The following is a 24,378-nucleotide window of genomic DNA, read 5'->3' as shown; positions in this document are numbered from 1 at the left end:
TAAGAAGAAAATAGGAGATTATAAAAATGGCTTTAGATATGGAAAACTGGTTTGACAACATGGACGAAAACACGGCGCAACCATCTGCGTTCGGGTTTGAAGACGGCACAACAAACGCTGTATTGACCGAAGTGTCTTTGTTCCAATCAAAGACTTCTAGCTGGACAGCAGTACAGTTTACATTTGAAGATAGCGAAGGGACATCAGATAACGGCTATCGAGTGTCGGTATCACAGAAGAAGACAGACGGCTCGAAGTTATCATCAAAGGCTTGGCAATCAAATGTGTTCCAACTCATGCGTCCATTGATTTTGTTCAACAAGGAAATGAAGAAGGTTGTTGACTTGGATACCATCCGCCAAGGTAATCAAGCGGTCGTTGAAGCCTTGCAACCAGTTGCTGACAAGAAGACGCTGAAGGTTAAGATTTTGAAAGAAACGCCTGAAGCAAAGAAAGGTGAAACAGCGTTCTCAAAGTACACGTTCCTAGACCCAATTGACGTACCGTTTGATATGGAATAATGGCAACCAAGACAGAGGCCATTAGATGGTTAAACGAAGGATATGACATTACACCCATTCAAGTTAGTTACGATGACGAAGGACATGCCAGTAAGAAGCCAATCCTAGCTTACGCAACTGACAAGTTAGATAAGTTATGGGTATTGTCTAACTGGAAACGCCATTATGCCATTGCGTTCGTGATGTCTGGATCAGATTATGTCTGTTTCGATTTTGATGATATGCACGAATATACATCGTTTCAAGTCCGCTTCCCAACGATTGAAGATGGTGTGATTGAAAAGTCGGTGTCAGGACGTGGTGTCCATGTGTTCTTTAAAAACAACGAGAGTCTGACCCAAGTTATTGGCATTGAAAAAGGTCTCGATATTAAGGCCAGTAAGAACAATTATGCTGTGGTTGACCCAGACACTGACCTATCTGAATGTGTTGAATTGCCTGATGAGTTGCTCGAGTTTTATCACGAAAACAAGGCAAAGGGCCAAAGGGTCAATAACTCATTTGAAGGACAGAGTAGCCTGACGATACCAGAGTTAGCCATGATAACCGAAGGATTCGGCGAAAACGGCACAAGAAATCGAAACATGTCGGTACTCGTGTGGACACTGATGACGATGGGCTTTCCAAAGCAGGCTATTTACGCCATTATCGACTTGGCCAATCAACAATCAGGGCTAACACAGTCAGAAATCGAAAAGACAATCGAAGGAAGTTGGAGGAAATGGACAAATGGCAACTAAAACAACAGTCATGGCCGAAACACTTCTGGATAACTTTGACATTCAATATGATGAGTTCATCGGCCAAATTATGCTAAAAAAAGACGTACAAGGGCAAGAGGTGTTAGTTGAAGCTGGTCAAATGACCGACAACAAGGCACGGCTTATCCAAGCGTTCTTGGAGCGTAAATACGACACTGGTTATCCAATGAATAAATTGTTCGAAGCCATCGAGTCTGCTGCTAGTCAGCATGTTTTTTCATCTGTTTATGACTGGATTGAGTCCAAGAAGTGGGACAAAAAGAGCAGGCTATGGACGATTGGTGAAGAGTTGTTCGGCGTCGAAAATCAAGACATCAACAAGGCGATTGGCATTTGGGTTATCAATTTAGTCGGTGGGGCGTATGGTGTCGATACTGGTAAATTTCAATACACATTGGATATTATTGGCAATCAAGGAACTGGTAAGACGTCGTTCTTAAAGCGATTAGGTGGTCAGTATTATACCGACCAATTCATGTCTTTTACCAAAAAAGACGATTTTGAAATCATGATGAAAAACCTAATAGTGAACGATGACGAAATGCAAGTGACGGCGATCAATAGTGACAAGGTGTTCAAGAAATTTGTTTCAACGAATGAGTTCACTTATCGACCTGCTTATGCACGAAACAGCGAAACGAAAAAACGCCACTTCGTCATCTCAAGAACAACAAACGATAGTTCCTATCTAACTGACTTGGGTGGTAATCGTCGAATTATCCCGGTCATTGTAAACGATTATAAAATCAAGCAAAACGCGTTCAAGTTGCCTGATAGCTGGTATGAAAACGTATTAGCTGAAGCGCGTGACTATTATTCTGATGTGATTGCACAACCAGATAAAACAATTGATGACATCAACAAGCAGATGGAGTCGATTAATTTTGAAAGCATGACGGAAAATTTGAATGTATTTGCTGAAATTGACGACGTTATTATGAATGTTTTGAAATCAGAACACGAGTTTGACGAGTCAATTCGGGTGAGTGAGTTGAACGCGTCAGTTGAACAAGAGCTGTACAACCAGATGATTGATTACCAGCAAAAAGAACTTCGTAATCAGATTCAAATGGTTATGCAGCGTGAAGGTTATGAAAAAAAGCCGAAGAAAATCAATAGAAAAACAGTACGTTGCTTTGTCAAAAAAGGGGTTACTCAATAAGCAAAAAAGGTTACTTCAAAGGGGTAAAAAGGTTACTTCTAGAAAATCGATAGTTAAAAAAATCACAGATTTTTTGGAAAAGTTACGTAACTTTTTAAAACAGAGGTAACCGCTGAAAGCGTTGTGAGAGTAAGGATGAATAGTGTTAGGTTACCGGTTACTTATACTTTACTAATATTTATATATGTATATATATATAGGAGTTTGAGACCCCTTTTGTGACTACTTTTGTGTAACCAGAAAGGAAAAACATGATTAACGCAATTATAGTATTAGCTGGATTTACAGGAGAAGCGATTGCCTGTTTCATTTGGTACGATATCGGATTAAAAAAAGGGAAGAAGGCCGGATTTAAAAGCGGTCAAAATGACATGCTAACTAGAATCGAACGAATTTTTGAAGAAACTAAAAAAGAGGTTGAGAATGATTAAAAAATTTACGGAAAAAGAGTATCAGAAGATTGTTGATTTTTTTGATGGGTTAAACGAAAACCAAGATATGGGTCTGCTAAATAGCCATGTTGTTGATGAGATTTTCACAAAATTTATTAGCGATTATGACTATAGCTTAGATTGGCAAGAAATTGTTGCAATCATCAACCCAATTACTCGAGACGAAGCGAAAGAGAAGTTTGTCGAGAAAGAGAAGAAGTATTACTGGCGATATAAGAAGACTGATGAAGATGGTGATGAGTGGCTTCTTGTAAAAACATCTGGAATTATTCATTTGTCTTGGGTAGATGACAGCGACCTCTTAACTGAAAGAGAAGTCATCGAAGCTGGTTATATCCCAGATATGTATGAAAAGGAAGAGGTTGAGTGATGACTAAAAAATTTACGGAAAAAGAGTATCAGAAGATTGTTGATTGCTTTGATAGGTTTAAAAAAGATTACAATATGGGACTTTTAAACAACAGCTTAGTCTATCTAATACAAGAAGAATTATTTAATGATTTTGACCTTATTAATGATTGGCCAGAAATTGTGGCAATCATGAACCCGATTACTCGAGACGAAGCGAAAGAAAAGTACGTTGAAAAAGAGAAGAAGTATTACTGGCGATATAAGAAGACTAATCGATACGGACATGACATTTACCTAGAAACGTATGAAGGATTGATTACTTTGTCAGCTTATAAGGACGAAGTTGTCAAATACGATGAAAAGTTTACCGAAAAAGAAGTCATCGAAGCTGGATACAATCCAGACATGTATGAAAAGGAAGAGGTGGAATGATGGGCAATTTTGGTAACGAGATAGTAATTCAAATGATGCTAGGAAAGACAACGCCATTCACGTTAAGCGACGGTTCTAAGTTTGAAATGACGATTAAGCGTTTATGAATTAGGTGAAAGAGGTTGACTGATGAGATTAAGCAGCGAAATTGAAGGGTGCTATTACGGCATCAATCAGGATATTCAATATGTATTGTCGAACGAAAAAATAAGCTACAAAGAGAAGAAGAGAGTCATGAATTTAATTGCTGATACTGTTTCTAAAGTAATTGATGACAATATCGAAGGGGAAGAGTGATGAAGATACTAAGTTTACAGAGCGTTGGATTAGGAGCTGTATTTCCAAGTGGTGAATTTCTAGGCATCAACGAACCATTCATTTTTAAAGTTGGAGAAAAATTAAAAGATGGACGCGGTAAAGAATTAGATATTACCGTAACTGATATAACAGATGGATTTATATCTGACTTAATGGCCAGGGAAAATTACAAAGAGTTTTACAAAGTCAAAACATCAGATGGGCATATTAGAGTCTTGCCCAAAGATAAATACATTGCAGAATGGGGTGAATAATCATGAGAGAGATTAAGTTTAGGGCGTGGGACAGTAATATCAAACTGTTTGGTGCAGTTATCGAGCTATCTTATTCGCCAAATCTCAACGAAGAATATGTCCCCAGCTACGTGCGAGTTCACGATTATAAAGATGTGACTAATGTTGTTCACTATTCAGACCCTGTTAGCATTCAAGAAAATTTATTAATTGAACAGTTCACAGGCCTTCATGATGTGAACGGCCGAGATATTTATGAAGGCGATATTGTTGAAACAATTCCTATGGCTCCTGGTGACGACAAGATAACTGATCTAGTTAATATTGGAATAGTTAAATTTATAGAAGATGGGTATTGGATTGAAAACTTTAATTGGGCAATTGGTATATTTAAAGAAACAATCAGACTAAAAGTCATCGGCAACGTTCACGAGAACCCAGAATTGTTGGAGGGTAAGTAATGACAGATAAACAAATGAAAACAACAACGGCATTTTTTTCAATTATTAATGTTATCTTGACACCATTTGTATTCATGACGATGTGGAACTGGTATGTAATACAACTTGGTGCAAATCATATTGGATATTGGCTGTCATTCGGAATTGTTCTATTGATTGACTTTTTAATTTATAGTCCCTCATCGGTGAATAATTTGGCTTATCAAGATAGCCGTGAAGCAATCGAGTTTAAATATAGAAATGCGATAGGTGGAACATCAATTATTGTTTGGACATTGGCTATTGGATTTGTAATTCAAATTTTTGCATAGGAGAATAAGAATGAAAAATTATATTAAGTGGTTGGGTCAAGAAATCAAGTCGTTGAACACAGCAGGAGCAGTAATGCTTTCGTTTATGGTTGGCGTGCAGTTGGCACTATTCTTGGTAGCACCTATTAATAGGCTATCAATTATCACATTAGTGGCCACGCTAGTTGGGTCAGCATGCACAGTTTACATGATGATTGGTAAGCCTATCAATGGGCTTCTCGGTCTGATTAGCGCACTTGGATTTATCTATGTCAATTGGACTGCTGGACACTATGCCAGTGTGTTAGATCAATTAGTATTCGTGGCATTGATTGATGTTCCACTGATTGTGACATGGAAGAATTGGGGACATCGAATTAAGAATGGTGTGAAGCATTTGAGTATCGGAAACTGGATGTCAACAGTAGCATTGATGTTCGTTATCTGGATTCCACTTATCGTTGTCTACACTTGGTTAGGCGATACTAACCCAGCATGGGACTCATTGACGTTGGTAATCGGGGCGTTTGCATCGATGTATGTGTTCTTGGGGTATGGCGACAGCTACACATTGTGGTTGGCTGCTGACGTTGTCAATATTGCGCTGTGGTTTACTGCATTATCTGCTGGATATTCTGCAAGTTCACTGCCAATGTTGTTGACGATGGCATTCTACTTGATGACAGCACTGTATGGACGTTTCATGTCAGTTTGGAGTAAGTAATGGACAAATATCAAGACAAAGATGGCAATCAATATTACGTATATGAGTACAACTCAATTCTTGGCGTTTGGCGCATTGAGAAGATTGGCGAACAAGGATTTAAAGAGACGGACAAGCATGGGGCTGACAGTTTCATCTACGAACATCAGCTAACGATAACAGAATAGTAGGAGGATAGTGTGGGGTACGATCGTGAGCGAACAATTAAGAATGTATCTGATTTCTTTGGCAATCCGCTTGCAGTCAATAAGCCAAGCGAATTTAAAGACTTGATGGATTTGGCACAAGTATCAAACGCTGATTCTTTATACCATTCACCAGTTATCAATGACATGCCAATGAGCCATGATGCTGGAAACAGAGTGGATAAAGCGGTTGTGGAATTAATTGGCAATCAAAGCGCCAAGGAAACAATTAGATTGATACGTGTGACGTTGAATAATATGGATGACCGGTATGCCCGCGTGATTTATTTACGCCATTTCAAATGCTTACCCATTCTTGATATTGCCGAAACGATTGGATATTCACCAAGTAACGTCGAAAAGTTATTGGAGACTGCTTATTATCGATTTGCGCTTTGGAGTGAAAGTTTTTTAAAACTTACATGTCCAGTGGGAATTGAGTAGTAAAACAGTGGTGATAGGGTGTTTGTTGAGATGGTATATTGATATTGTGCTTATTTCGGAATAAGTACACATAGATAGGTGCGGAAAAACCTAGACTCCTTTGAAGAAAAATAGTCAGTCTGGAATGGCTGGCGGTACATATGATGACTGTTTCCGATTAGGAAATGGTCATTTTTTATTTGGAGGAAATGCCATGTACGAAGACAGTGAAACAAGAATGAAGCGACATAAAGAACAGGCAACGTCTGTCAATAAACAGTTCGCTACTGTGACTGATGAACGGCCAGACAAACATGATTATCGACACGCTAACATGCGGGCAGGATTTCGAAATGGTGCGATCAATTACTACAAGCATATGAGGTGGTTAGACAAATGATAATAGCTTTATTAATAATCGTTATAGCGTTGTTCCTGATTGAACTGATGGTCGATGCTATAGCACTGACGTTGGTGATTGTCTGGTTGTTCTTTGGATTAAAGGCAGCACTGATTGTGTTAGCAGTGATGTTGATAGTGGGGTGGTTGTCTCATGCCAAGAGTTAAACGATGTCGAGCAAATGGTTGCCATGCAATGGTGGCGTTTGATTCACGTTACTGCAAGCGACACCAAGATTTAGCAATGGATGAACCCAAACCCAAACGTAACAACTACCATTACAATCATCATGTGCGTAATCGTGATGAGACTAAGATTGATCAGTACAAGTTCTATCGAACAAAACAATGGGTACAGTTGCGACAGTTGACACTCGAGTCACAACATTATCTGTGCCAGTATTGTTTGGTGAACGAAATTGTGACGACTGCCAAGACAGCGGACCACATTGTGCCAGTAGAGTTTGACAGTAACTTGAAGGATAACATCGACAACCTAGCGGTTATCTGTCCATCTTGTCACACCAAGAAGACAAAATGGGAACAAAGATGGTATGGCACAGGTCAAGGCAACACGCTAAGGTCTGTGCGTCCAATCAACGACGTGAAAACAATCAATAAAATGATGAATGACGTTTAACGTGCCTAACAGGCGTTTTAAGCGTTTTTTTATTACGCCGGTATAATTACACTAAAATAGATTTTAAATTTAAAATACCCCCCCTAACGTTCGAATAACAAGAGAGCGCTCACATATCGTCATCTTGCGTAAAAGTTCAATTTTTAAAAATTTTAGGGTGGGGGGGTGACCCGTCAAGAAAGGAGGACGACGGATGGCTGAAAATAAGCGTAAACGCACTACTGCCAACGGTTTGTCGGAACGTGCGCCAGACTATATGAGCCGGCAAGCACAGACAACATGGCGTTTTCTGGTCGGGGCATTAGGCCAAATAAAAGAGTTGAAACCGTCAGATGGGAAACTAATTGAAATGTACTGTACGCAGTACGAAATTTATCGAAATGCGTACAAGCATATCCAGGAGAATGGCGAAGTTCAACCTATTTATGTTTCGGTTCAAAACGCAGCTGGAGATGTCATTGAAAAAGATTTCAAAGGCTATAAGCGCAATCCGATGACACAAATTTATTCTGATTCGTTAAAGAACTTGACCAACATTGGTAAAGAACTTGGATTGTCTCCAAAAAGCCGACAAGAGTTGTTTAACGGATTGAATGATGACGATGAAGAAAATTCGATTGTTGCGCTAAGAAAGGTATTTGGATGATGAAAATTGATTTGACAATTAGCCATGATGTAGATAGCGCTTTTAAACAGTTAAATATTAACGAAATTCGGATGAAGTATATTGACGAAGGTACTAGATATGCTTTGAATGTGCTTGATGGAAAAGAACAAGTTGGTTATTTAATGAAATTGGCTTGTTTTCGCCATATTCGAGATTTGCAAAGACAGGAAGATGGTGAATTTGAATTTGTTTATGATTTGAAAAAAGTAGAACAGATTCTGTTATTCGCTTCTATGTGTCCTGATGTAGATACTGGGGAGCCGTCTAAACTTATGTCTTGGCAAAAGTTTATTCTTGCGCAACTGATAGGATGGCGCGGTAAAAACGATGGCAAACGATTTAGTCGTGCCATTGTTTCGGTAGCCCGTGGACAGGGCAAGACTTATTTAATGGCTATCTTGATGGCTTATTCATACTTGATAGAAAGTCTTGGATTAGAAAATCAAGATTTTTTAGTATCGTCAATTAACTATAAGCAAACAAATAAGTTATTCGGTTATGTTAGTACCATGCTTAAGTCGTTGTCTAAATCTTCAATGTTTAAAAAGCTTGCTGAAAATGTTGAATTAGCAGTCCAGAGTGATCAAGTGATAATGAAGAGGCCAAACAATGTTATTAGAGCAATTAGTCACGAATCTGGTCAATACGATTCGTACCATTTTACAACCGCAATCGTGGACGAAATTGGCGAAATCACAAGTCGAGAACGAATTTCAAAGATTGTCTCCGGACAAGTTAAGGTCAAAAATCGACAGTTCGTGCAAATTTCTACCGCATATCCCGATCCTAACGTCCCATTCCATGATGACCAACGAATGGTACAACAAGCAATGGAACAAGATTGGAGTAGAGATGCTGACACCTACCTTGGACTCATCTGGTCGCAAGATGGACTTGATGAGACATTTAAGCCAGAAACGTGGATAAAGTCAAATCCGTTATTGGGGTCAGCTAGTCAAAGAGATAATCTTATAAGTGGACTTACAGACGAAAGGAATTCTAACGCATTATCTGGAACGATTTCAGACTTCCAGAATAAAAACTTGAACATGTGGCTACAAGAATCGACTAATTCGTTCTTGAAATTGGCCGACATTGAGAAGTCGGTTGTTCCAAGCTTCGACATTGATGGTCGCCAAGTGTATATGGGCTTTGATTACTCAATGTTCTCGGATAACACGGCCATTGGTTTTGTCTTTCCTTACGAAGAGAATGGCGAACGCAAGTGGCACGTTTACCAGCATAGTTTTATTCCGTGGGAAAAGGCGGGTTCGATTGAAGCAAAAGAAAAGCAAGATGGTATTGATTATCGACACCTTGCAGAACTGGGATATTGTACGATCACGAGCCATCCACAAGGGCTGATTAATTCTGATCAAGTTTATCAATGGATGCGTGAGTTTGTTGAAGACCATCGATTGGACGTTGTGTTCTTTGGTTACGATGCCTGGGGTGCGACGCCTGCTATCAAACAGTTAGAGTCCAATAGCTCGTGGCCACTGTTGGCTGTTCGTCAACGAACTAGTGAGCTGAAAGACCCTACTAAGTTCCTGCAGTCGTCCATGGTGGAAGGTTCGCTGACACGATTTGACGACAAAATCATGGAAAAGGCACTGATAAATGCCCAAATTGTTGAAGACAAGATTGGTATTCAAGTCGATAAGGCTAAGGCAACGCTAAAAATTGATGTGGTCGATGCCATTATTGATGCCATGTATCAAGCAATGTACCATTTTGAGAGTTTTTCAACGGTCAATGACCCGAACCAACAGTATGAACGAATGACTGACGAACAAAAGTTAGAGTTCTTACTCAATGAATCAGGAATGATTTAGGAGATATACAACATGATTAAACAACTATTAGCGCCTATATGGCGCTTTTTTGATGTCATTTTTTTCACGATTTCGATGATATTTATCAATATTTTCGCGTTTTCTTTTGGAAATCGATGGGGATTTCTAAGTATTGCGATCACTTCGTTTTTGGTCGCGCTGGCAAGTGAATTGCTGGCGTACCAAATGAAAGGAGGAAATGAATAATGCCACTTTTTAAGCCGAATTTCCAAAATGGATTGGCGGTTCCTGGTGGTGTTGAAATTGGAGTTACAGACGGTGATGTCATCAATTATCTGAACGTTGATAACAATGACAATAAGTATGTTTCGGCAGAAAAAGCATTGGAAAATTCTGATGTGTACTCGATTATCTATCAATTGAGTTCAGATTTAGCGACCTCAAAATTGAACGCTAATAAAAAGCAGTCGCAGGCGATGATTGATAATCCAACGAACAATTGGTCAAACAGTCACGCGTTCTGGCAGTCAGTATTCGCGCAATTGTTGTTAGGTGGCGAAGCATTTATCTATCGATGGCGCAATGTCAACGGTAATGATATGCGTTGGGAGTATTTGCGCCCAAGCCAAGTGACGATTTACGCGTTAGAAGACTTTTCGGGCGTTTATTACAACGCTTCATTCGACAGTCCATTGGTTGGATACAAAGAAGCAATTCCAGCTAACGACATGATTCATTTTAGAATGATGAGTCAGAACGGTGGGGCTACTGGTATAAGTCCACTTAGTGCTTTGTCCAATGAGTTTAAGATTAAGGACAATTCCAACAAGCTGACGTTGAATGCGTTAACTCAGTCGGTGCTGTCGCCTGGAATCTTGAAGATGGATATGGGTCTGCTAAACGATAAAACCCGTGCTGCTGCTTCACGAAAGTTCATGCAACAGATTAACGACTCAAACGGCGGACCAATTGTGCTGGACAACTTGTCTGATTATTCGCCATTGGAAGTTAAGAACGATGTGTCAAAGCTATTGGCGCAAACAGATTGGACGGGGACACAGATTGCCAAGGTATATGGCGTTCCTGATTCTGTTTTGAACGGTCAGGGTGATCAACAATCGTCTCTTAATATGATTGGCGGTGAATACGCCAAGGCATTGATGCGATTCGCCAACTCAATCACGTCTGAACTATCTAATAAGTTGGGCGCGAAGGTATCGATTGATTTGAAGCCTGCACTCGACCCACTGAACAACGACTTCGCCTCTAATATCCAATTACTCTCACAGTATGGAACACTCTCACCAGAACAAGCCCAGTGGTTGCTGAAGAACTCGGGATATTTGCCAGAAGACATGCCTGAGTATGTTGCACCAGCAGAACCACCAAGCGCTGGTGGAAAGGAGGAAAGCTAATGACAACTATTGATGTGAAGGGTCCAGTTGTAGATAACGATACAGCGATGATGTACGACTATTTCGGCATGAGTTCAATCTCACCTAATACAGTTAGTGCTGCAATTGATGAGGCGAATGACAATGACGATGTGACTGTCAACATTGCGTCAAACGGTGGCGATGTATTTGCCGCTTCCGAAATTTACACAATGTTGCGTTCTGCACCGAATAATATTGTTGTCAACATTCAAGGGTTGGCTGCGTCAGCCGCTTCGGTAATCGCAATGGCTGGCGATACAGTCAACATTAGTCCGACAGCCCAAATCATGATTCATCAGGCTTCAACGGTCGCTCAAGGAAACAAGGACGACTTGGGGAAGCAAATCAACGCATTGTCAGGAATTGACCAGTCGATTGCTTCAGCATATGAACAAAAGACAGGCATTGACCAAGGGCAGTTGTTGAACATGATGTCGAACGAGACATGGATTGGGGCAAAGGATGCCGTTGACAAAGGATTTGCAGACAACATTATGTTCGCTGAAGAGCCAACGTTGCAGGTTGCCAACGCTGTGACTGATATTATTCCGAAATCAGCAGTAGCCAAGTTCATGAATTTGAAAGCGAAGGCTGATTTGGAAGAACAACACGAGCAGGTTGAAGAACCAGTGATCGAACAAGACCCGTCAGAAAAGACGGAAAAATCAACAACTGAAGAAACAAGTGATAGTCGCTTATCTGATTTACGAAATCAGAAGGCGGCTATTTTGTTAGGAAAAATTTAAGGAGAAAGTGTATGAACATTAATGAACTGAACAAGGTATTTACTGATGCCGGGCAAAAGGTGTCAGACTTGCAGGCCAAGGCGCAAGCAATGGCCATCAACGATGAGGTCACAGCAGAAGAAGTTGCTGAAGTGAAGAACCAAATCGACAACGCAATTGCTAAGCGTGACTTGGCAAAGCAAAACTTGGAACAAGCCCAAGATGCACAAGCATTGGAAGTGATGAACACGAAGGCAGAACCATTGACTAAGAAGGAAGAAGATGTAAAGGGTTCATTCGTTCAAGATTTCAAGGACATGGTTACTGGAAACCCACGTTTTTTGAATTCGATTAACTCAAGAACTGACGATTCAGGAAGTAATGCAGGATTGACAATTCCGCAAGACATCCAGACTCAAATTCATCTTTTGGTTCGTCAATACGAATCATTGCAGGAGTTGGTCAAGGTCGAAACAGTCGGCACGTTGTCAGGTTCTCGTGTGTATGAAAAGTGGACTGACATTACGCCATTGCAAAACTTGGATGCAGATGATGCGTTAATTAGCGAAATCGATTCACCACATTTGACAGTTGTCAAGTACCTTATCAAGCGATATGGAGGTATGCAAACAGTCACTAACTCGTTGTTGAAGGACACTGCCGAAAACATCATGGGATGGTTGACAACATGGGTATCACGCAAGGTCGTTGTTACTCGTAATCAAGCCATCATCAGCCAATTGAACCAAGCTCCCAAGAAGGCAACGGTTGCTAAGTTTGATGACATTAAGGATTTGATGGGACAACTCGACCCTGCCATCCACATGTTGTCATCATTTGTGACGAACCAAGCTGGTTGGGTGGCTTTGAGCAAAGTTAAGACCGCTACTGGTAAGTATTTGTTGGAACAAGACCCAACTCAGCCAGACCAATACACTATCTTGGGACACCAATTGAAGGTAGTGTCAGACCGTTGGTTGCCTGACATTTCAGGAAATCACCCATTGTACTTCGGTGCATTGGACCAAGCAATTACATTGTTTGATCGCGAAGACATGACGATTCAGACAACTAATGTCGGCGCTGGTTCATTTGAAACTGACACTACCAAATTGAAGGTCATCGACCGTTTCGATGTACAACCAACTGATTCAGATGCCTATGTAGTTGCTTCATTTGCTGCATTGGCAGACCAACAGTTCAACGGTACAGCAGCCGCAGCAACAGGTAAGTAATCAATTTCAGTCGCCGGATAAATAAACAGTACCCAATCAGAATGGGGCGGCTAATAGGAGGACACAATGCTAGTATCAATTGATAAGTTGAAGCTGTCCTTAAGGATTGATAGCAGTGCTGACGATACGTTACTAACTGGTTATTCAACTGCTGCCGAGTCTTATATTAAGAATGCTATTGGATATGATTATGATGATTTTTACACTGAAGAACGGGTAAAACCGCTATTTACAACGGCAGTAATTGCTCTTGCAAGCAGTTATTACACGTTTAGAACGTCGTTATCATTGGTTCAGTCCTATCCAGTAGACGTTGCGGTTGAGTCGATTATTGGCCAATTACGTGGCGAATATGTGTTGTTTGAGGAGGCTAAGAATGCAGATAAATCCAAATGAGTTTACTGAACGGTGCGAATTTGGTTATGTCGATTCTGTCCCGAATGAGACGAACGGCAACCCAGAAGATAAGTTCACTTATTCGTTTTCCCGTTGGTTTGGCTGGCGTAATCAGACGTTCAATCAACAATATCAATTGTTGGGTGTAACTAAAACTGATACGAGGCAGATTGTCGTACGACACGACCCTGAAATCAAGCCGAACATGCAGGTACGAATTGATGGAGTTGTCTATCGGTTCGTCATTTTTAGTCCGGATAACCGTTCGTTGCGTGACACCTTTGATTTGCTGACATTGAAGGAGGTGGATAAGCCATGAGTGATTTTGAAAATCAAATGAATGGCATGTTGAACCAATTAGGCGGTTTAGTTAACTTGACGGTTGAAGAGCGTGAGGAAGTCACGAAAAGTGGCGCTGACGTTCTGAAGGAAAACATGCCGTCGGTTACGCCATACAACGGCAGACGAAAACATGGACGAATTGACCATTTGAAGGATAGTTTCGAGATTGGACCAATTCAGGGTGAACCAGAAGATGGTCATACTGGTTTTGGTTTTGCCAAAAAAGGCAAAGATGGTGTTAACCATGCTCGAATTGCCCGTTTTGTGAACGATGGAACGGTCAAGAAAGCACCGACTCACTTTATCGATAAAGGTTTTGTCGAGTTTCAAGGAGCGGCGAACGAAGCAATGGCTAAGAAATTGTCTGATATTCAATTGAGAAAGGCCAAAAAATGACTGTATTAAGTAATTTATACAAGAATTTAAACGGGCATTTCGATTGGGCAGACAGGGTATACGTCAAATCTATTCCATCGAGCGCGCCATCGGACAGCACGTTTATCTTTATTACGGATAGCACGCAACAAATTAAAGATTTCGGGTCAAACACATTCCAAAACATGCAGTATGACTTAGAAATTCAAATTTTTTATAGCACAAAAAGCACATTGGATTATGACTCGGTTGAGTTAGATCTAATGTGCTTTTTAAATTCAAACGGATATGTAATTTCAAATGTTCGAGGTCGTATTCAAGACCCCGACACATTCCAAGATTATCAAACAATTATTGTCTCGAAGACAGAAAGAGGTATTTAAATGGCTACATTAGGAATTGGGCGGGCATGGGTTGCCCGTATTGGTGATGACGGCAAGGTAATCACTGGTGTCAACGGTATCAATGGTGATGCGTCAGATACGAGCGGTGTATTCATGATTGACCAGTCATCATCTATGGGTATTGCATCAGCCAACATGACAAACTTGCAAGGTGCTTTGTCAGATATTTATGGATCAAACAAGCTGGTTTACAAGTCAGCCGCTAAGGGTAACGCTCAAACTGTATTGACGGTTAACCATGTGCCAGCAGAAGTTAAGCAACGGATGTTGGGCGCTGCGCCAGACAGTCGAGGTGGCTTCACCATCAATGGTAAGGCAAACTCTAACAACCGAATTGCTTTGTTGGTTGAGTCAGCAGATGCGTTTGGCGACCAAGAAGCAGTTTATTTCGGATTCTTCCAAGGTATTGTCACAGAAGCATCAGAAAACGTCGCAACGAACGATACTGCTGAAAAGCGAACACAAGACGTTTTGACGTTCGGACATTTGGAACGTGGCGACGATGGATTTGGTAAGCGCTACTTCTCATGGCTTCCAAACTTCGACAAACAAAAGATGTTCAACGACATTTTCCCATCAGCAACAGGAACGGCGGTATCAGCACCATCAACACCAGCGCCAACTTCATCATCTAATTAATTTTTTACAAGTCGTCTTCGGACGGCTTTTTATTATGCCCAAAAGGGCGCCACTAACTATACAAAACAAGGAGATATAGTATGTCAGTAAAAATCGATGTTAAGGAATTGTTGGGACAAGCAAAGAAGGTGGAAGTTAAGACCACTACCAAGAATTTCAAGAAGGCGATTGCATTCTTGCGTTCGCTGAACAAGGTGCAATTGGACCAGAAGCGCAATGAAAAGAAGAACGACGCCATTGAAGACCTGGACAGTCTTGAAGCATTGGAACTTAACGAACAAAACATGGCCAGCATGATTGAAATGGCAGATACAGCCACTCAATACATCGCTGAAACGTTGAAGTTGAGTGACAAGCAGGTTGAAAAGATTGACGAAGAAAAGGACTTGGATGAATTGATGGAATTTGCCATGAAACTTGCTGAAGAAGTTACTGGTTCTAAGGCTGAAAAGGCTGGTGATGACAGTTTAAAAGCTTAAGCGAGCGCTATGACTACTTAGATAATGCGCTCAAGGACTTGGCGTACAACGAACAGCAGGCGATGGTTAACCTGCACGTCATGCCAGAAGAGTATGAAGAGCAAGACTATTTCCTGATGATGGAAGTTATGAACGCCAAATCTAAGGAAGACCGTCCATTGTCTCGAAATGCGTTCTTGAAAGAGATTGGTATTGATCCAGACAATCTGACGGAAGACCAGCAAGGAAAGGAGGTATAAATGGCTAAAATCACAAATGAGATGGCGACCAAGCTATCTCTTGATACAACTTCAGCTTCCAAAACGTTGAAAGAGTTCACTGATGACGTCAAGAAGTCAACAAACGAGTGGAAAGTGCAAGAAGCGCAAATGAGGTCCGCTGGCGACCAGTTAGGCGCCTCAAAAGCCAAATATGAAGGTTTGACGACGGCTGTTGAAAAACAGACAACTAAGGTTGAATCGTTGAAACAGGCGTTGGCTAACACCAACACGTCAACGGAAAAAGGCCAAAAGTTGCAAGGCATGTTGACGGCTGAATTGGCGAAAGCTGAACGGCAGTTAAACAGTTACAATGGCCAGTTGGATAGGGCGGAACAGTCCTACAAATACCAATCGTCTGGTATGGCTAAGCTTAATGATGACATTAAGCACAACACCGAATTAACCGAAGCCAATGTGAAGCAGTTAAAGGCTGAAGGCAAGGAGAATGAGGCTAACAAGGTAAAGCTGGAAGGGTTAGCCAAGAATCGTGAGAGCCTGAATGGTATCTTGAAGATACAACAGGCTGAACTGGACAAATTAGCTTCGTCTGGCGATAAAAACTCGGAAGCTTACAAGAAACAAGAACTTCGTGTGGCTCAAATGAAGGCCAAGATTGCCGAGGCTAATTCAGAGATTCGGACCATGAACAGCCATGGTATTAAAATCAACACGTCTAGTCTTGATAAGGTTAACGAGCGATTAGCTAAAATGAATGAACGTGTAAACAAGAGCGGTCATTTATTTGGCAAGGTCTTTGGGGCCAACATTGTTTCCGCTGCGTTTGTTAATGGACTGGCCTCATCGAAAGCTCATTTGGTTGACGCGTTAAAAGCCGGTACTGATTTCAACAAAGAACAACAAGTAATGGGTGCCACTTGGAACACGTTGACAGGTTCTGCCGAAAAAGGTAAGGATATGGTTAACTCCATTAATTCCATGTCTAAGGCGTTTGGCCAATCAAACGATGTTGTTAATGAATTGCAACAACAGTTCTATCACGTTTTCAACCAGAAAGAACCTACTGAAAAGCTAACTGGTTCCATGTTGACGTTGGCTGATACGTTGGGAATGAATAGTGAGGAAGTTGAACGACTGGGTCTCAACTTCACTCATATGATGTCGTCTTCAAAGTTGCAGTTGGGCGACTTCAACATGATTTCTGATCAGTTGCCAATGTATGGCGAAAAACTGTTGGAATACGAAAAAGAAGTTCAACATAATTCTAATTTAACGATGGAACAACTGCGGAAACAAATGTCGGATGGCAAGATTTCCGCTCAAGATGCCACTAACGTTATTAATGAATTAGGCGATAAATACAAAGACGCCAGTGAAAACATGATGTCTACGTTTACTGGTATGCAACGCCGAATCAAGGCACAAAGCCATGTGTTGGCAGGGTCAATTACAAGACCATTGCTGGAGACGAAAAACCCGCTGTTTAAAGCTGTGTCTGATTGGGTGGCTGATGACCGAACGGTTAATTTGTTTGACAAGTTTGGCCAGCAATTAAGCAAGACGTTCAATACAATTACGTCAGCATTTGGCAAATCGTTTAAGAGCAAAGACTTTGACGAATTTGTCAACCATGCAATGGTTAATGCAACTAATGCAGTTGAACGATTTGGCAACTATGTAGCCAAGCATTCTGACGACATTATTAAGCTTGCCCAAGGGATAAAGGCGGTAGGAGGAGCTGCGCTTTCTACAGGCGGAATGATGATGAAACTACTTGTTCCGATGTTAATGAAGGCTGGTGAACTTGCTACAAAACACAAAACGACGTTCAAAATATTAGCAGGAACAGTCTTAGCATTAGGAGTTGCTTTCAAAGGAACTCTTGCCGTGATGAAAGGCTTTACTATCATTAACAATGGTGTCAAAGCATTCAAAGCACTTGGATTAGCAATTAAAAGTTCAACTGTTGCTCAGAAGGCGTTGAATGTTGCGGTGAAAGCAAGTGTGATTGGACTTATTGTTACGGCCATAGCTGGATTAATTCTTGGACTTGTTGAACTTTACAAACACAACAAGAAATTCAAAAAATTTGTTGATGACATCGTCAAAGGTTCCAAGAAACTATTTGAAGGCGTGATTAAATGGTTCAAAAAGCTACCAAAAGAAATTGGTAAATTGTTCAAAGGCGTTATTAATTTCTTCAAGAAAGACTGGAAAGAAATTGCACTGTTTATTGTTAATCCAATTGGCGGTGCGATTGCCTTACTTTACAAGCATTTCAAGCCGTTCAGAGAATTTATTGATGGTATTGGTAAATTCTTTAAGAATGTCTTTGATTCAATGGCTGATGGTGTCAAATCATCACTGAAGACTATTCATAATGTCATATCAAATGTTATAAATGCTATTTCTAACATTTGGAACAGTGTTTGGAATGGCGTTAGTTCGTTCTTTGGCAATATCTGGAAGGGAATGTCAAAGTTCACCTCTAACACTATTAATGGCATGCACGACGTCATTAAGGGTGTGCTTGATAAGATTGGTAACACTTGGAATGGAATGTGGTCTGGATTATCTGATTTCTTCGGTGGCATCTGGAAGGACATTAAGGGATTTGCCCAAGATGGTATCAACGGCGTGCTTAAAATCATTAACGGTGGTATTGATGCTATCGATTCTGTTTGGAAATTCTTTACCGGACACGAAACCAGTGTTCATCATTTGAAACCAGTCAAGTTTGAACGTGGTGGTGTCGTTGAGACCCGTATGTCAATGGTAAACGACGGCAAAGGCGAGAATTGGAAAGAATTGATTCAACTACCGAATGGTCAGCTTAAGATGTCGAATAAGCGTGACCATGTGTTGCCACTTCCAGTTGGCACTCAAATTTATAACGGCGATCAAACCAAGCAAATCATGCAGGCTGCTGGCGTTGAGAAATACGCAAACGGTGGAATCGTTGGTAGTGTTGTTAGTGCTGCTAAAGGCGTTGGTGAATGGGTCGGCGATAAATACGAAATGGTCACTAAATTCTTGAAGGACCCGCTTAAGAATGTGACTGATTTGATTGTCAAGGGCACCAAGGGCATGTATGATGGCTTGCATAGCTTCGGCGACATGGCTCACGGAGTCTTTGATAACCTGTACAATCCAATTGCTGACTGGTTCAAGAAGGGACTCGAAGCGATTAAGTCTAGTCTCGGACGTAACGCACCAAGCGGTTCTGGTGTTGAACGTTGGCGTGACCAAGTTATTGATGCGTTGAAAGAAAACGGTATGAGTACCGAGTCTTGGGCGGTCAATAAAATCTTGAAGCAAATTAGTACTGAATCAAGCGGTAATGAAGAGGCTGTCCAAGGGGGTTATACCGACATCAACACGAAGACTGGTGACTTAGCTAAGGGATTGATGCAAACGATTAGCGCAACGTTTAATCGTTATGCTTTCCCTGGTCACAAGAACATCTTCAATGGTTATGACAACTTGTTGGCTGCTATTGCCTACATTAAGAACCGTTATGGCATGAACATGTCAGGAATTGGCGAAGGGCACGGCTATGCAAATGGTGGTCTAGTATCACGCCATCAAATTGCCCAGATTGCTGAAGGAAATAAGCCGGAAATGATTATTCCGCTTGATTCAATGAAGTCATCTCGTGGTTTTGAATTATTGGGTAAGACCGCAGTAGCAATGGCCGCTCGTGATGGTCAATCTAGTCAGAACACGAATGATAATTCAGAAGTTGTCGGTAAGATGGACCAAATGATTACACTGCTTAGCATGATTCTAGGAGTCAATAAAGAACAGTTAAGTTCTGGTTCGCAAAATAGTGGCTTAAAGGCCGTCTATGAGCAAATGGCTCGTGATAATACCATTCGCAATTATCAATCAATTTAGGAGGAATAAATGTCAGATTTCTACGTTATGCGCAAGGGTCATGACGAATTTAATTTGTCAGATAAATTGACTTCTGTGCATTTTTTAGAGCTAAATGTCGGGGCACCCCAATTGACCCCGACTTATAATTCAATCCAGGGAAGTGATGGCCAACTATTGCAGACAGTGTCTTTCAATAGTTCAACGGCGGTTGCTTCTTTTTTCATTGAGGCACGCAATCGGTCAGAGTTCAATTTGGCGAAATCGGCACTACAACGTGAGTTGTATGCACGAGTTCCAATTCGGATTCGTTCAAGTGACGATCCGGGTAAGGCGGTATGGGTGTTGGCTAATCCAACTGACATTAACCCACTGGCGAACAGTGACGACGCTAAGATTGATTTGGCTTTTACAATCGTCAGCGGTACTAAGTTGACTCCGTTTAACAGTGATGAGCTGGCTGATAATCAAGATAAGTTGTCGTTTGGTATGAACTTGGATTTGGACAATCTACCTAGTTACCACTTCAATAGTAATAACTTCAATGTGTTCAACCCAAGTGACCTGGATATTGACCCCTATATCCAACATCATCAATTGACTTGGACAATTAAGGGAACAGGTCAGAATGTGACGATTAGCAATGCTACAAACGGCACTAGTTTCACCGCTAATACCAGTTTGGGTAACTCGGACACATTGACCATGAACGGTATTACACTCGCTAAAAACGGCACACAGGGCGGAATTGATACGGACTTTGGCCACATCATTCTAGCCCGTGGCGATAACAACATAACGGTAACTGGTCTATCAAATGTTGACGTCACGGTGTCGTTCCCGTTCTTGTACTTTTAATTGAAAAGCCAAGATAAGTTGGTGGTGCGATCAAGAGACCAGACAACGACCGTGCCAGTACCATCACTTGATTTTTCAACGTTGCAAACAACATGGGAGAAGAACAATAGCTATCAGATTGCGTTTACAGCATACGATGATGAGAGCCTTGCTTTTAGCCTCTTAACAGTCGAAAACAGCGTGTTTTGGTCAGGGCAAGAGTATATTATCAAACAGTCAACAGACGGATATTCTGGCGGTGTACACACTGTTCAAATCACGGCTACTCATGTCTTTTATCAGCTTAATAATCGGCGACAAAACACCGTACAAAAAGGGGATGTTTCCTATACGATTCAGTCCGCCTTACAGTTTTTGACGGGCGATATACAGGGGTATTCGTTCAATGTGGTTGGTAATTTGAATAGTTCCCACACTATTACTGATTTTGGAAACTGTACCATCACGGACGGACTAAGTACGATTGCTTCAACATTCAATGTGTATGCCATTGTTCCAGATAACTACACTGTTAACTTATACAGCGAAGCCAATTGGACCAATGATGTAGGTAGACAGTTCTTCTATCGAAACAACACGAGTGATGTGCAGTTACAGTATGATTCGTCGGGCATTGTCAATCGTGTCCAGGTTGTATCGACTAACGAAACATCACAGTTTAATCCGTTTTATGTCACAGACGATGACTCAATAAAACAGTGGGGTATTCGAGACGGTGAACGAGTTGAAAACGACAAAGACAACAACACTGGGCCCAACATTGTCAGTGCCAAAGCAAAAATGGTCACAGTGCCTAATTTGACGTTGACAGTCAACGTGCAAGAAAACGACGTGCATATGGGCGATATTTGGACTTTGGTTATTCCAGAAAATGGAATCACGACAAAGTTGCAGGTTGTGTCCATTGTCGATACGCCGTTCTTGAAGAACAACATGCAAGTGACGTTGAACAACACGAAGCAAAACTTCTTAGATTCATTCAATGCTAATGCTAAGAAACTGTCCAATATCCAACTAAACAATAAAAACAAAGGCTTTTCATTCAATATGTGGACAGTCGGAAAGGTAAGTGAAGATGACTGATACACCAATTGTGCAATATCCTGACGCCAATGGTAATAGGGCGTACGTCAAGACCCACGTTCAAGCAGTCGATGGATTAGATGATAAGTTATCAGGATATGCCACCACTGACTTTGTATCAAAATCAATTTCAAATGGAATTGTAAACGTTCAAAACGTTAAGCGCTCTGATACATCAGGAACTGCAGACATTGCTAAGAGCTTGTACGAAGATGTTAATCAAAAAATGCAATCTGTTTTTCTCTATGGATGGTCAACAGCACATGGAGGATTAGAAGTATACACCGGGTTAACAAACCACGGTTGGGCAAATTTCGACAGCTTGTACGTAAGCGGCGATACAACAATCGATGGGAAACTGAATGGAAAATCAATTGATGATTTTGTTTTAAAAAATGAATTGAACACAAACAGTGCAGATTTAGCTAATAAGTTTTCGAACTTGAAAACTGACAAGGCTATTTATAATCCAAATGATGTTGTTACGTTTAACCTTAAAATGAATCAAAGCGTTGCCAAGGTTCGTATTACTAAATTTAGGAACGAACAGAATATAGGTTCGGAAGACGTGCTCGGCTACGGTAATAATTTCCAATATCAATGGCAGGTAAATGGCGACGACAATGCCCAGTATCTTGTTAAGTTCTCTAATTTAGACAACAGCGGGAATATTGTGTTTAGCGATTATATTGCTGTTAATGTCAACAGTAACCCTGGCGTGTTCCCAATTATGGGATTCTTGTCGAAATACGATAATTACGATCCTAACGAACAAAAAAAGATTATTGAGTATTTAAACCGTTTGCATATTAATTATGTTCAATATTATGACTGGTTCGAGTACCATGATATTCCACTCTATACAGGCGATCATAACCAACCATCTGCATATTGGACTGATTTCGCTAATCGGCCAACACGGTTGGACGTTATTCAAAAATATATTGAATTATGTAAGGAACGCAACATGCGTTCGATGGCTTACGGGTTGATGTATGGGGCAAGCACTAATCAGAATATTAACGGTTTAAACGACTGGTCGTTCTTATACGACAACAAGACTACCTCACATAATCCTGATGGTGTAACAGTTAATCGTCTACCTCACCCTATGTTCAAGAATGACTTATACATTCTAAATTTCTTAAATGACGATACCAAGAAATTGATTTTTGACAGATGGCAGGATGTATTCAATGCCTTACCGTTCGATGGTTGGCACATTGACACGTTGGGAGATTTTGGATCTAAATATCCATTCAACGCTGATGTTGTTGACAGTAATTGGTTAGCTAATGTCGGATATAAATATTTTGTTAAAAGCGCAAGAGATTACTTCGGCAATAATAAACAACTAGGTGTTAATGCAGTAGCAACTTATGGATTTAATCCAATATCCAGTGAGTCTGTTAATTACTTATACAGCGAACAGTGGGATTTTGAGGCGAAAACTTATGATGAAATCTACCAAAAAATCCGCCAAATGCGGAATGTTAGAAGTGACATTGGGCTAATCATCCCAGCCTATATTCATAAGAATAAGAACTGGTGGAACACGAATTATCAATTTAATACCGACGGCGTGAAATTGTTGAACGATGTCATTATAGCTGGCGGTGCTAGTCATCTAGAGATGGGCGAACACATGCTAAGTCGTGAGTATTTCCCTAATTCTGATGTATCAATGACTCAAGAATTAATTGATTATTTGCCCAAGCAATATGATTTCATGGTTGCTTATCGGCGTGAGTTAATAATCAATAACCCAACTGATTATTTCGTGCTAAACAATCATTCTAATAGCAAGAATTACGTTGATAATACTAAATTTACTGTTATTGAGAATAGTGACCCTTGGGTTACATCTGCTTCGATTATCAATACGAACGGATTAAATGGAAATGATTGGCAAGACGCAAATGCTGACAGAAAGCTACCTGACCCAGTTTATAACGAGCAGGCTAAGTTTAATTCTAAATTTAGCCACGTTTATTGCGCTACGATTGAAAACCCTGAACCTATTGAATTACCACAAGACCAATGGGGCAATTTCACGATTCCAGAAATTAAAAATTACACATTAATATGGGGGGTTAGATGAATTTTAACGAAATTGAGCAATCGTTTAATGATATTAAAAATAATTATAGTTCTGTTATCCAAGCACTAATTGGAATTGGGTTAATCGAAGAATACCCAGAATTATCATTTAATGATAGTTATTCACGCTATGATGTGAACGACTATCGGCAGATTTATAACGATTTGAACTTGTCGCGTAGTTGCGTGAATTGGTTAATCCAATTGACCAACAAGAACGGGTTTATCACAAACGATGGTGAAGAACTGCAACCTATCGATTTAATCAATATTGATTTGATTGAAGCAGATAAATTGTTCAATTACTACAACGAAAAATTGCAAAACATGCAGGATTTGTTGAATCAACTAAGAAATATTTTGGTTGAAAATAATGTAATTTCTAAATAGGAGGAAA

The 24,378-nt window shown here is 40.6% G+C and carries 33 protein-coding genes; all 33 read left to right on the top strand.

Translation table 11 applies throughout. The annotated features are described in order from the left end of the window. Positions 1-26: 26 nt before the first annotated feature. Positions 27-521 (top strand): hypothetical protein, encoded by a 495-nt coding sequence (locus FT12353_RS01135; RefSeq protein ID WP_203617251.1) that lies wholly within the window; start codon positions 27-29, stop codon positions 519-521. Continuing rightward, positions 521-1,261 (top strand): hypothetical protein, encoded by a 741-nt coding sequence (locus FT12353_RS01130; RefSeq protein WP_203617247.1) that lies wholly within the window; start codon positions 521-523, stop codon positions 1,259-1,261. Before FT12353_RS01135 ends, FT12353_RS01130 begins: the two co-directional genes overlap by 1 nt. Next, positions 1,251-2,444 (top strand): VapE domain-containing protein, encoded by a 1,194-nt coding sequence (locus FT12353_RS01125; RefSeq protein ID WP_203617244.1) that lies wholly within the window; start codon positions 1,251-1,253, stop codon positions 2,442-2,444. The genes FT12353_RS01130 and FT12353_RS01125 overlap by 11 nt, the downstream gene beginning before the upstream one ends. 251 nt (positions 2,445-2,695) lie before the next feature. After that, a complete protein-coding gene (locus FT12353_RS01120; protein ID WP_203617241.1) occupies positions 2,696-2,875 on the top strand; it encodes a hypothetical protein in 180 nt (59 codons plus the stop codon). After that, positions 2,868-3,266, top strand: a complete 399-nt coding sequence (locus tag FT12353_RS01115) for a hypothetical protein (protein WP_203617238.1) — start codon at positions 2,868-2,870, stop codon at positions 3,264-3,266. Before FT12353_RS01120 ends, FT12353_RS01115 begins: the two co-directional genes overlap by 8 nt. Next, complete coding sequence (locus tag FT12353_RS01110) at positions 3,266-3,679, top strand: hypothetical protein (RefSeq protein WP_203617235.1); 414 nt, start codon at positions 3,266-3,268, stop codon at positions 3,677-3,679. The genes FT12353_RS01115 and FT12353_RS01110 overlap by 1 nt, the downstream gene beginning before the upstream one ends. A 129-nt stretch (positions 3,680-3,808) precedes the next feature. Further along, a complete protein-coding gene (locus FT12353_RS01105; RefSeq protein WP_203617232.1) occupies positions 3,809-3,976 on the top strand; it encodes a hypothetical protein in 168 nt (55 codons plus the stop codon). Next, positions 3,976-4,251 (top strand): hypothetical protein, encoded by a 276-nt coding sequence (locus FT12353_RS01100; RefSeq protein ID WP_203617230.1) that lies wholly within the window; start codon positions 3,976-3,978, stop codon positions 4,249-4,251. Before FT12353_RS01105 ends, FT12353_RS01100 begins: the two co-directional genes overlap by 1 nt. A 2-nt stretch (positions 4,252-4,253) precedes the next feature. Beyond that, complete coding sequence (locus FT12353_RS01095) at positions 4,254-4,691, top strand: YopX family phage-derived protein (RefSeq protein WP_203617227.1); 438 nt, start codon at positions 4,254-4,256, stop codon at positions 4,689-4,691. Continuing rightward, positions 4,691-5,002, top strand: coding sequence for a hypothetical protein (locus FT12353_RS01090; protein WP_203617224.1), 312 nt, complete (start codon positions 4,691-4,693; stop codon positions 5,000-5,002). Before FT12353_RS01095 ends, FT12353_RS01090 begins: the two co-directional genes overlap by 1 nt. 10 nt (positions 5,003-5,012) lie before the next feature. After that, a complete protein-coding gene (gene pnuC, locus FT12353_RS01085) occupies positions 5,013-5,705 on the top strand; it encodes a nicotinamide riboside transporter PnuC (RefSeq protein WP_203617221.1) in 693 nt (230 codons plus the stop codon). Further along, positions 5,705-5,872 carry a hypothetical protein gene (locus FT12353_RS01080; RefSeq protein ID WP_203617209.1) on the top strand — a complete coding sequence of 56 codons (168 nt, stop codon included), beginning with the start codon at positions 5,705-5,707 and terminating at the stop codon, positions 5,870-5,872. Before pnuC ends, FT12353_RS01080 begins: the two co-directional genes overlap by 1 nt. Positions 5,873-5,884: 12 nt before the next feature. Beyond that, the gene (locus FT12353_RS01075; RefSeq protein WP_203617206.1) at positions 5,885-6,334 is read left to right on the top strand and encodes an RNA polymerase sigma factor; all 450 of its coding nucleotides are present in this window, start codon (positions 5,885-5,887) and stop codon (positions 6,332-6,334) included. A 375-nt stretch (positions 6,335-6,709) separates the two neighbouring features. Continuing rightward, on the top strand, positions 6,710-6,880 hold the full coding sequence (locus tag FT12353_RS01070; protein ID WP_203617203.1) for a hypothetical protein: 171 nt from the start codon (positions 6,710-6,712) through the stop codon (positions 6,878-6,880). Next, positions 6,867-7,352 (top strand): HNH endonuclease, encoded by a 486-nt coding sequence (locus tag FT12353_RS01065; protein WP_203617200.1) that lies wholly within the window; start codon positions 6,867-6,869, stop codon positions 7,350-7,352. The genes FT12353_RS01070 and FT12353_RS01065 overlap by 14 nt, the downstream gene beginning before the upstream one ends. Before the next feature lie 193 nt (positions 7,353-7,545). Then, a complete protein-coding gene (locus FT12353_RS01060; RefSeq protein WP_203617197.1) occupies positions 7,546-7,998 on the top strand; it encodes a phage terminase small subunit P27 family in 453 nt (150 codons plus the stop codon). Beyond that, positions 7,998-9,854, top strand: coding sequence for a terminase large subunit (locus FT12353_RS01055; RefSeq protein WP_203617826.1), 1,857 nt, complete (start codon positions 7,998-8,000; stop codon positions 9,852-9,854). The genes FT12353_RS01060 and FT12353_RS01055 overlap by 1 nt, the downstream gene beginning before the upstream one ends. A 12-nt stretch (positions 9,855-9,866) precedes the next feature. Continuing rightward, complete coding sequence (locus FT12353_RS01050) at positions 9,867-10,061, top strand: DUF1056 family protein (protein ID WP_047975444.1); 195 nt, start codon at positions 9,867-9,869, stop codon at positions 10,059-10,061. Next, the gene (locus FT12353_RS01045) at positions 10,061-11,230 is read left to right on the top strand and encodes a phage portal protein (protein ID WP_203617194.1); all 1,170 of its coding nucleotides are present in this window, start codon (positions 10,061-10,063) and stop codon (positions 11,228-11,230) included. Before FT12353_RS01050 ends, FT12353_RS01045 begins: the two co-directional genes overlap by 1 nt. Next, on the top strand, positions 11,230-11,997 hold the full coding sequence (locus FT12353_RS01040; RefSeq protein WP_203617191.1) for a head maturation protease, ClpP-related: 768 nt from the start codon (positions 11,230-11,232) through the stop codon (positions 11,995-11,997). The genes FT12353_RS01045 and FT12353_RS01040 overlap by 1 nt, the downstream gene beginning before the upstream one ends. An 11-nt stretch (positions 11,998-12,008) precedes the next feature. After that, positions 12,009-13,211 carry a phage major capsid protein gene (locus tag FT12353_RS01035; RefSeq protein ID WP_203617188.1) on the top strand — a complete coding sequence of 401 codons (1,203 nt, stop codon included), beginning with the start codon at positions 12,009-12,011 and terminating at the stop codon, positions 13,209-13,211. A 66-nt stretch (positions 13,212-13,277) separates the two neighbouring features. Continuing rightward, on the top strand, positions 13,278-13,607 hold the full coding sequence (locus FT12353_RS01030) for a head-tail connector protein (RefSeq protein WP_203617186.1): 330 nt from the start codon (positions 13,278-13,280) through the stop codon (positions 13,605-13,607). Beyond that, complete coding sequence (locus FT12353_RS01025) at positions 13,588-13,926, top strand: phage head closure protein (RefSeq protein WP_203617182.1); 339 nt, start codon at positions 13,588-13,590, stop codon at positions 13,924-13,926. The genes FT12353_RS01030 and FT12353_RS01025 overlap by 20 nt, the downstream gene beginning before the upstream one ends. Beyond that, positions 13,923-14,345, top strand: a complete 423-nt coding sequence (locus tag FT12353_RS01020; protein WP_203617179.1) for an HK97-gp10 family putative phage morphogenesis protein — start codon at positions 13,923-13,925, stop codon at positions 14,343-14,345. The genes FT12353_RS01025 and FT12353_RS01020 overlap by 4 nt, the downstream gene beginning before the upstream one ends. Beyond that, complete coding sequence (locus FT12353_RS08625) at positions 14,342-14,707, top strand: DUF806 family protein (protein ID WP_203617176.1); 366 nt, start codon at positions 14,342-14,344, stop codon at positions 14,705-14,707. Before FT12353_RS01020 ends, FT12353_RS08625 begins: the two co-directional genes overlap by 4 nt. Beyond that, positions 14,708-15,367: a major tail protein gene (locus tag FT12353_RS01010; RefSeq protein WP_203617173.1), complete on the top strand. Its 660-nt coding sequence runs from the start codon at positions 14,708-14,710 to the stop codon at positions 15,365-15,367. 80 nt (positions 15,368-15,447) lie between these two features. Beyond that, the gene (locus FT12353_RS01005) at positions 15,448-15,846 is read left to right on the top strand and encodes a phage tail tube assembly chaperone (RefSeq protein ID WP_203617170.1); all 399 of its coding nucleotides are present in this window, start codon (positions 15,448-15,450) and stop codon (positions 15,844-15,846) included. A 38-nt stretch (positions 15,847-15,884) separates the two neighbouring features. Beyond that, positions 15,885-16,085 carry a hypothetical protein gene (locus FT12353_RS01000; RefSeq protein WP_203617167.1) on the top strand — a complete coding sequence of 67 codons (201 nt, stop codon included), beginning with the start codon at positions 15,885-15,887 and terminating at the stop codon, positions 16,083-16,085. Continuing rightward, complete coding sequence (locus FT12353_RS00995) at positions 16,086-19,961, top strand: tape measure protein (RefSeq protein WP_203617164.1); 3,876 nt, start codon at positions 16,086-16,088, stop codon at positions 19,959-19,961. Positions 19,962-19,970: 9 nt separating this feature from the next. Next, a complete protein-coding gene (locus tag FT12353_RS00990; RefSeq protein ID WP_203617150.1) occupies positions 19,971-20,798 on the top strand; it encodes a phage tail domain-containing protein in 828 nt (275 codons plus the stop codon). 21 nt (positions 20,799-20,819) lie between these two features. Continuing rightward, positions 20,820-21,881: a phage tail protein gene (locus FT12353_RS00985; protein ID WP_203617147.1), complete on the top strand. Its 1,062-nt coding sequence runs from the start codon at positions 20,820-20,822 to the stop codon at positions 21,879-21,881. Beyond that, the gene (locus tag FT12353_RS00980) at positions 21,874-23,982 is read left to right on the top strand and encodes a glycoside hydrolase family 66 protein (protein WP_203617144.1); all 2,109 of its coding nucleotides are present in this window, start codon (positions 21,874-21,876) and stop codon (positions 23,980-23,982) included. Before FT12353_RS00985 ends, FT12353_RS00980 begins: the two co-directional genes overlap by 8 nt. Next, on the top strand, positions 23,979-24,371 hold the full coding sequence (locus FT12353_RS00975; RefSeq protein WP_203617141.1) for a hypothetical protein: 393 nt from the start codon (positions 23,979-23,981) through the stop codon (positions 24,369-24,371). Before FT12353_RS00980 ends, FT12353_RS00975 begins: the two co-directional genes overlap by 4 nt. Positions 24,372-24,378: the final 7 nt, after the last annotated feature.

It is taken from the genome of Fructobacillus tropaeoli, assembly GCF_016860625.1.
In the GTDB taxonomy this organism is placed as follows: Bacteria; Bacillota; Bacilli; order Lactobacillales; family Lactobacillaceae; genus Fructobacillus; species Fructobacillus tropaeoli.
The sequence above is the reverse complement of the archived record's forward strand: the minus strand, read 5'-3'. Positions and strand labels throughout refer to the sequence as shown.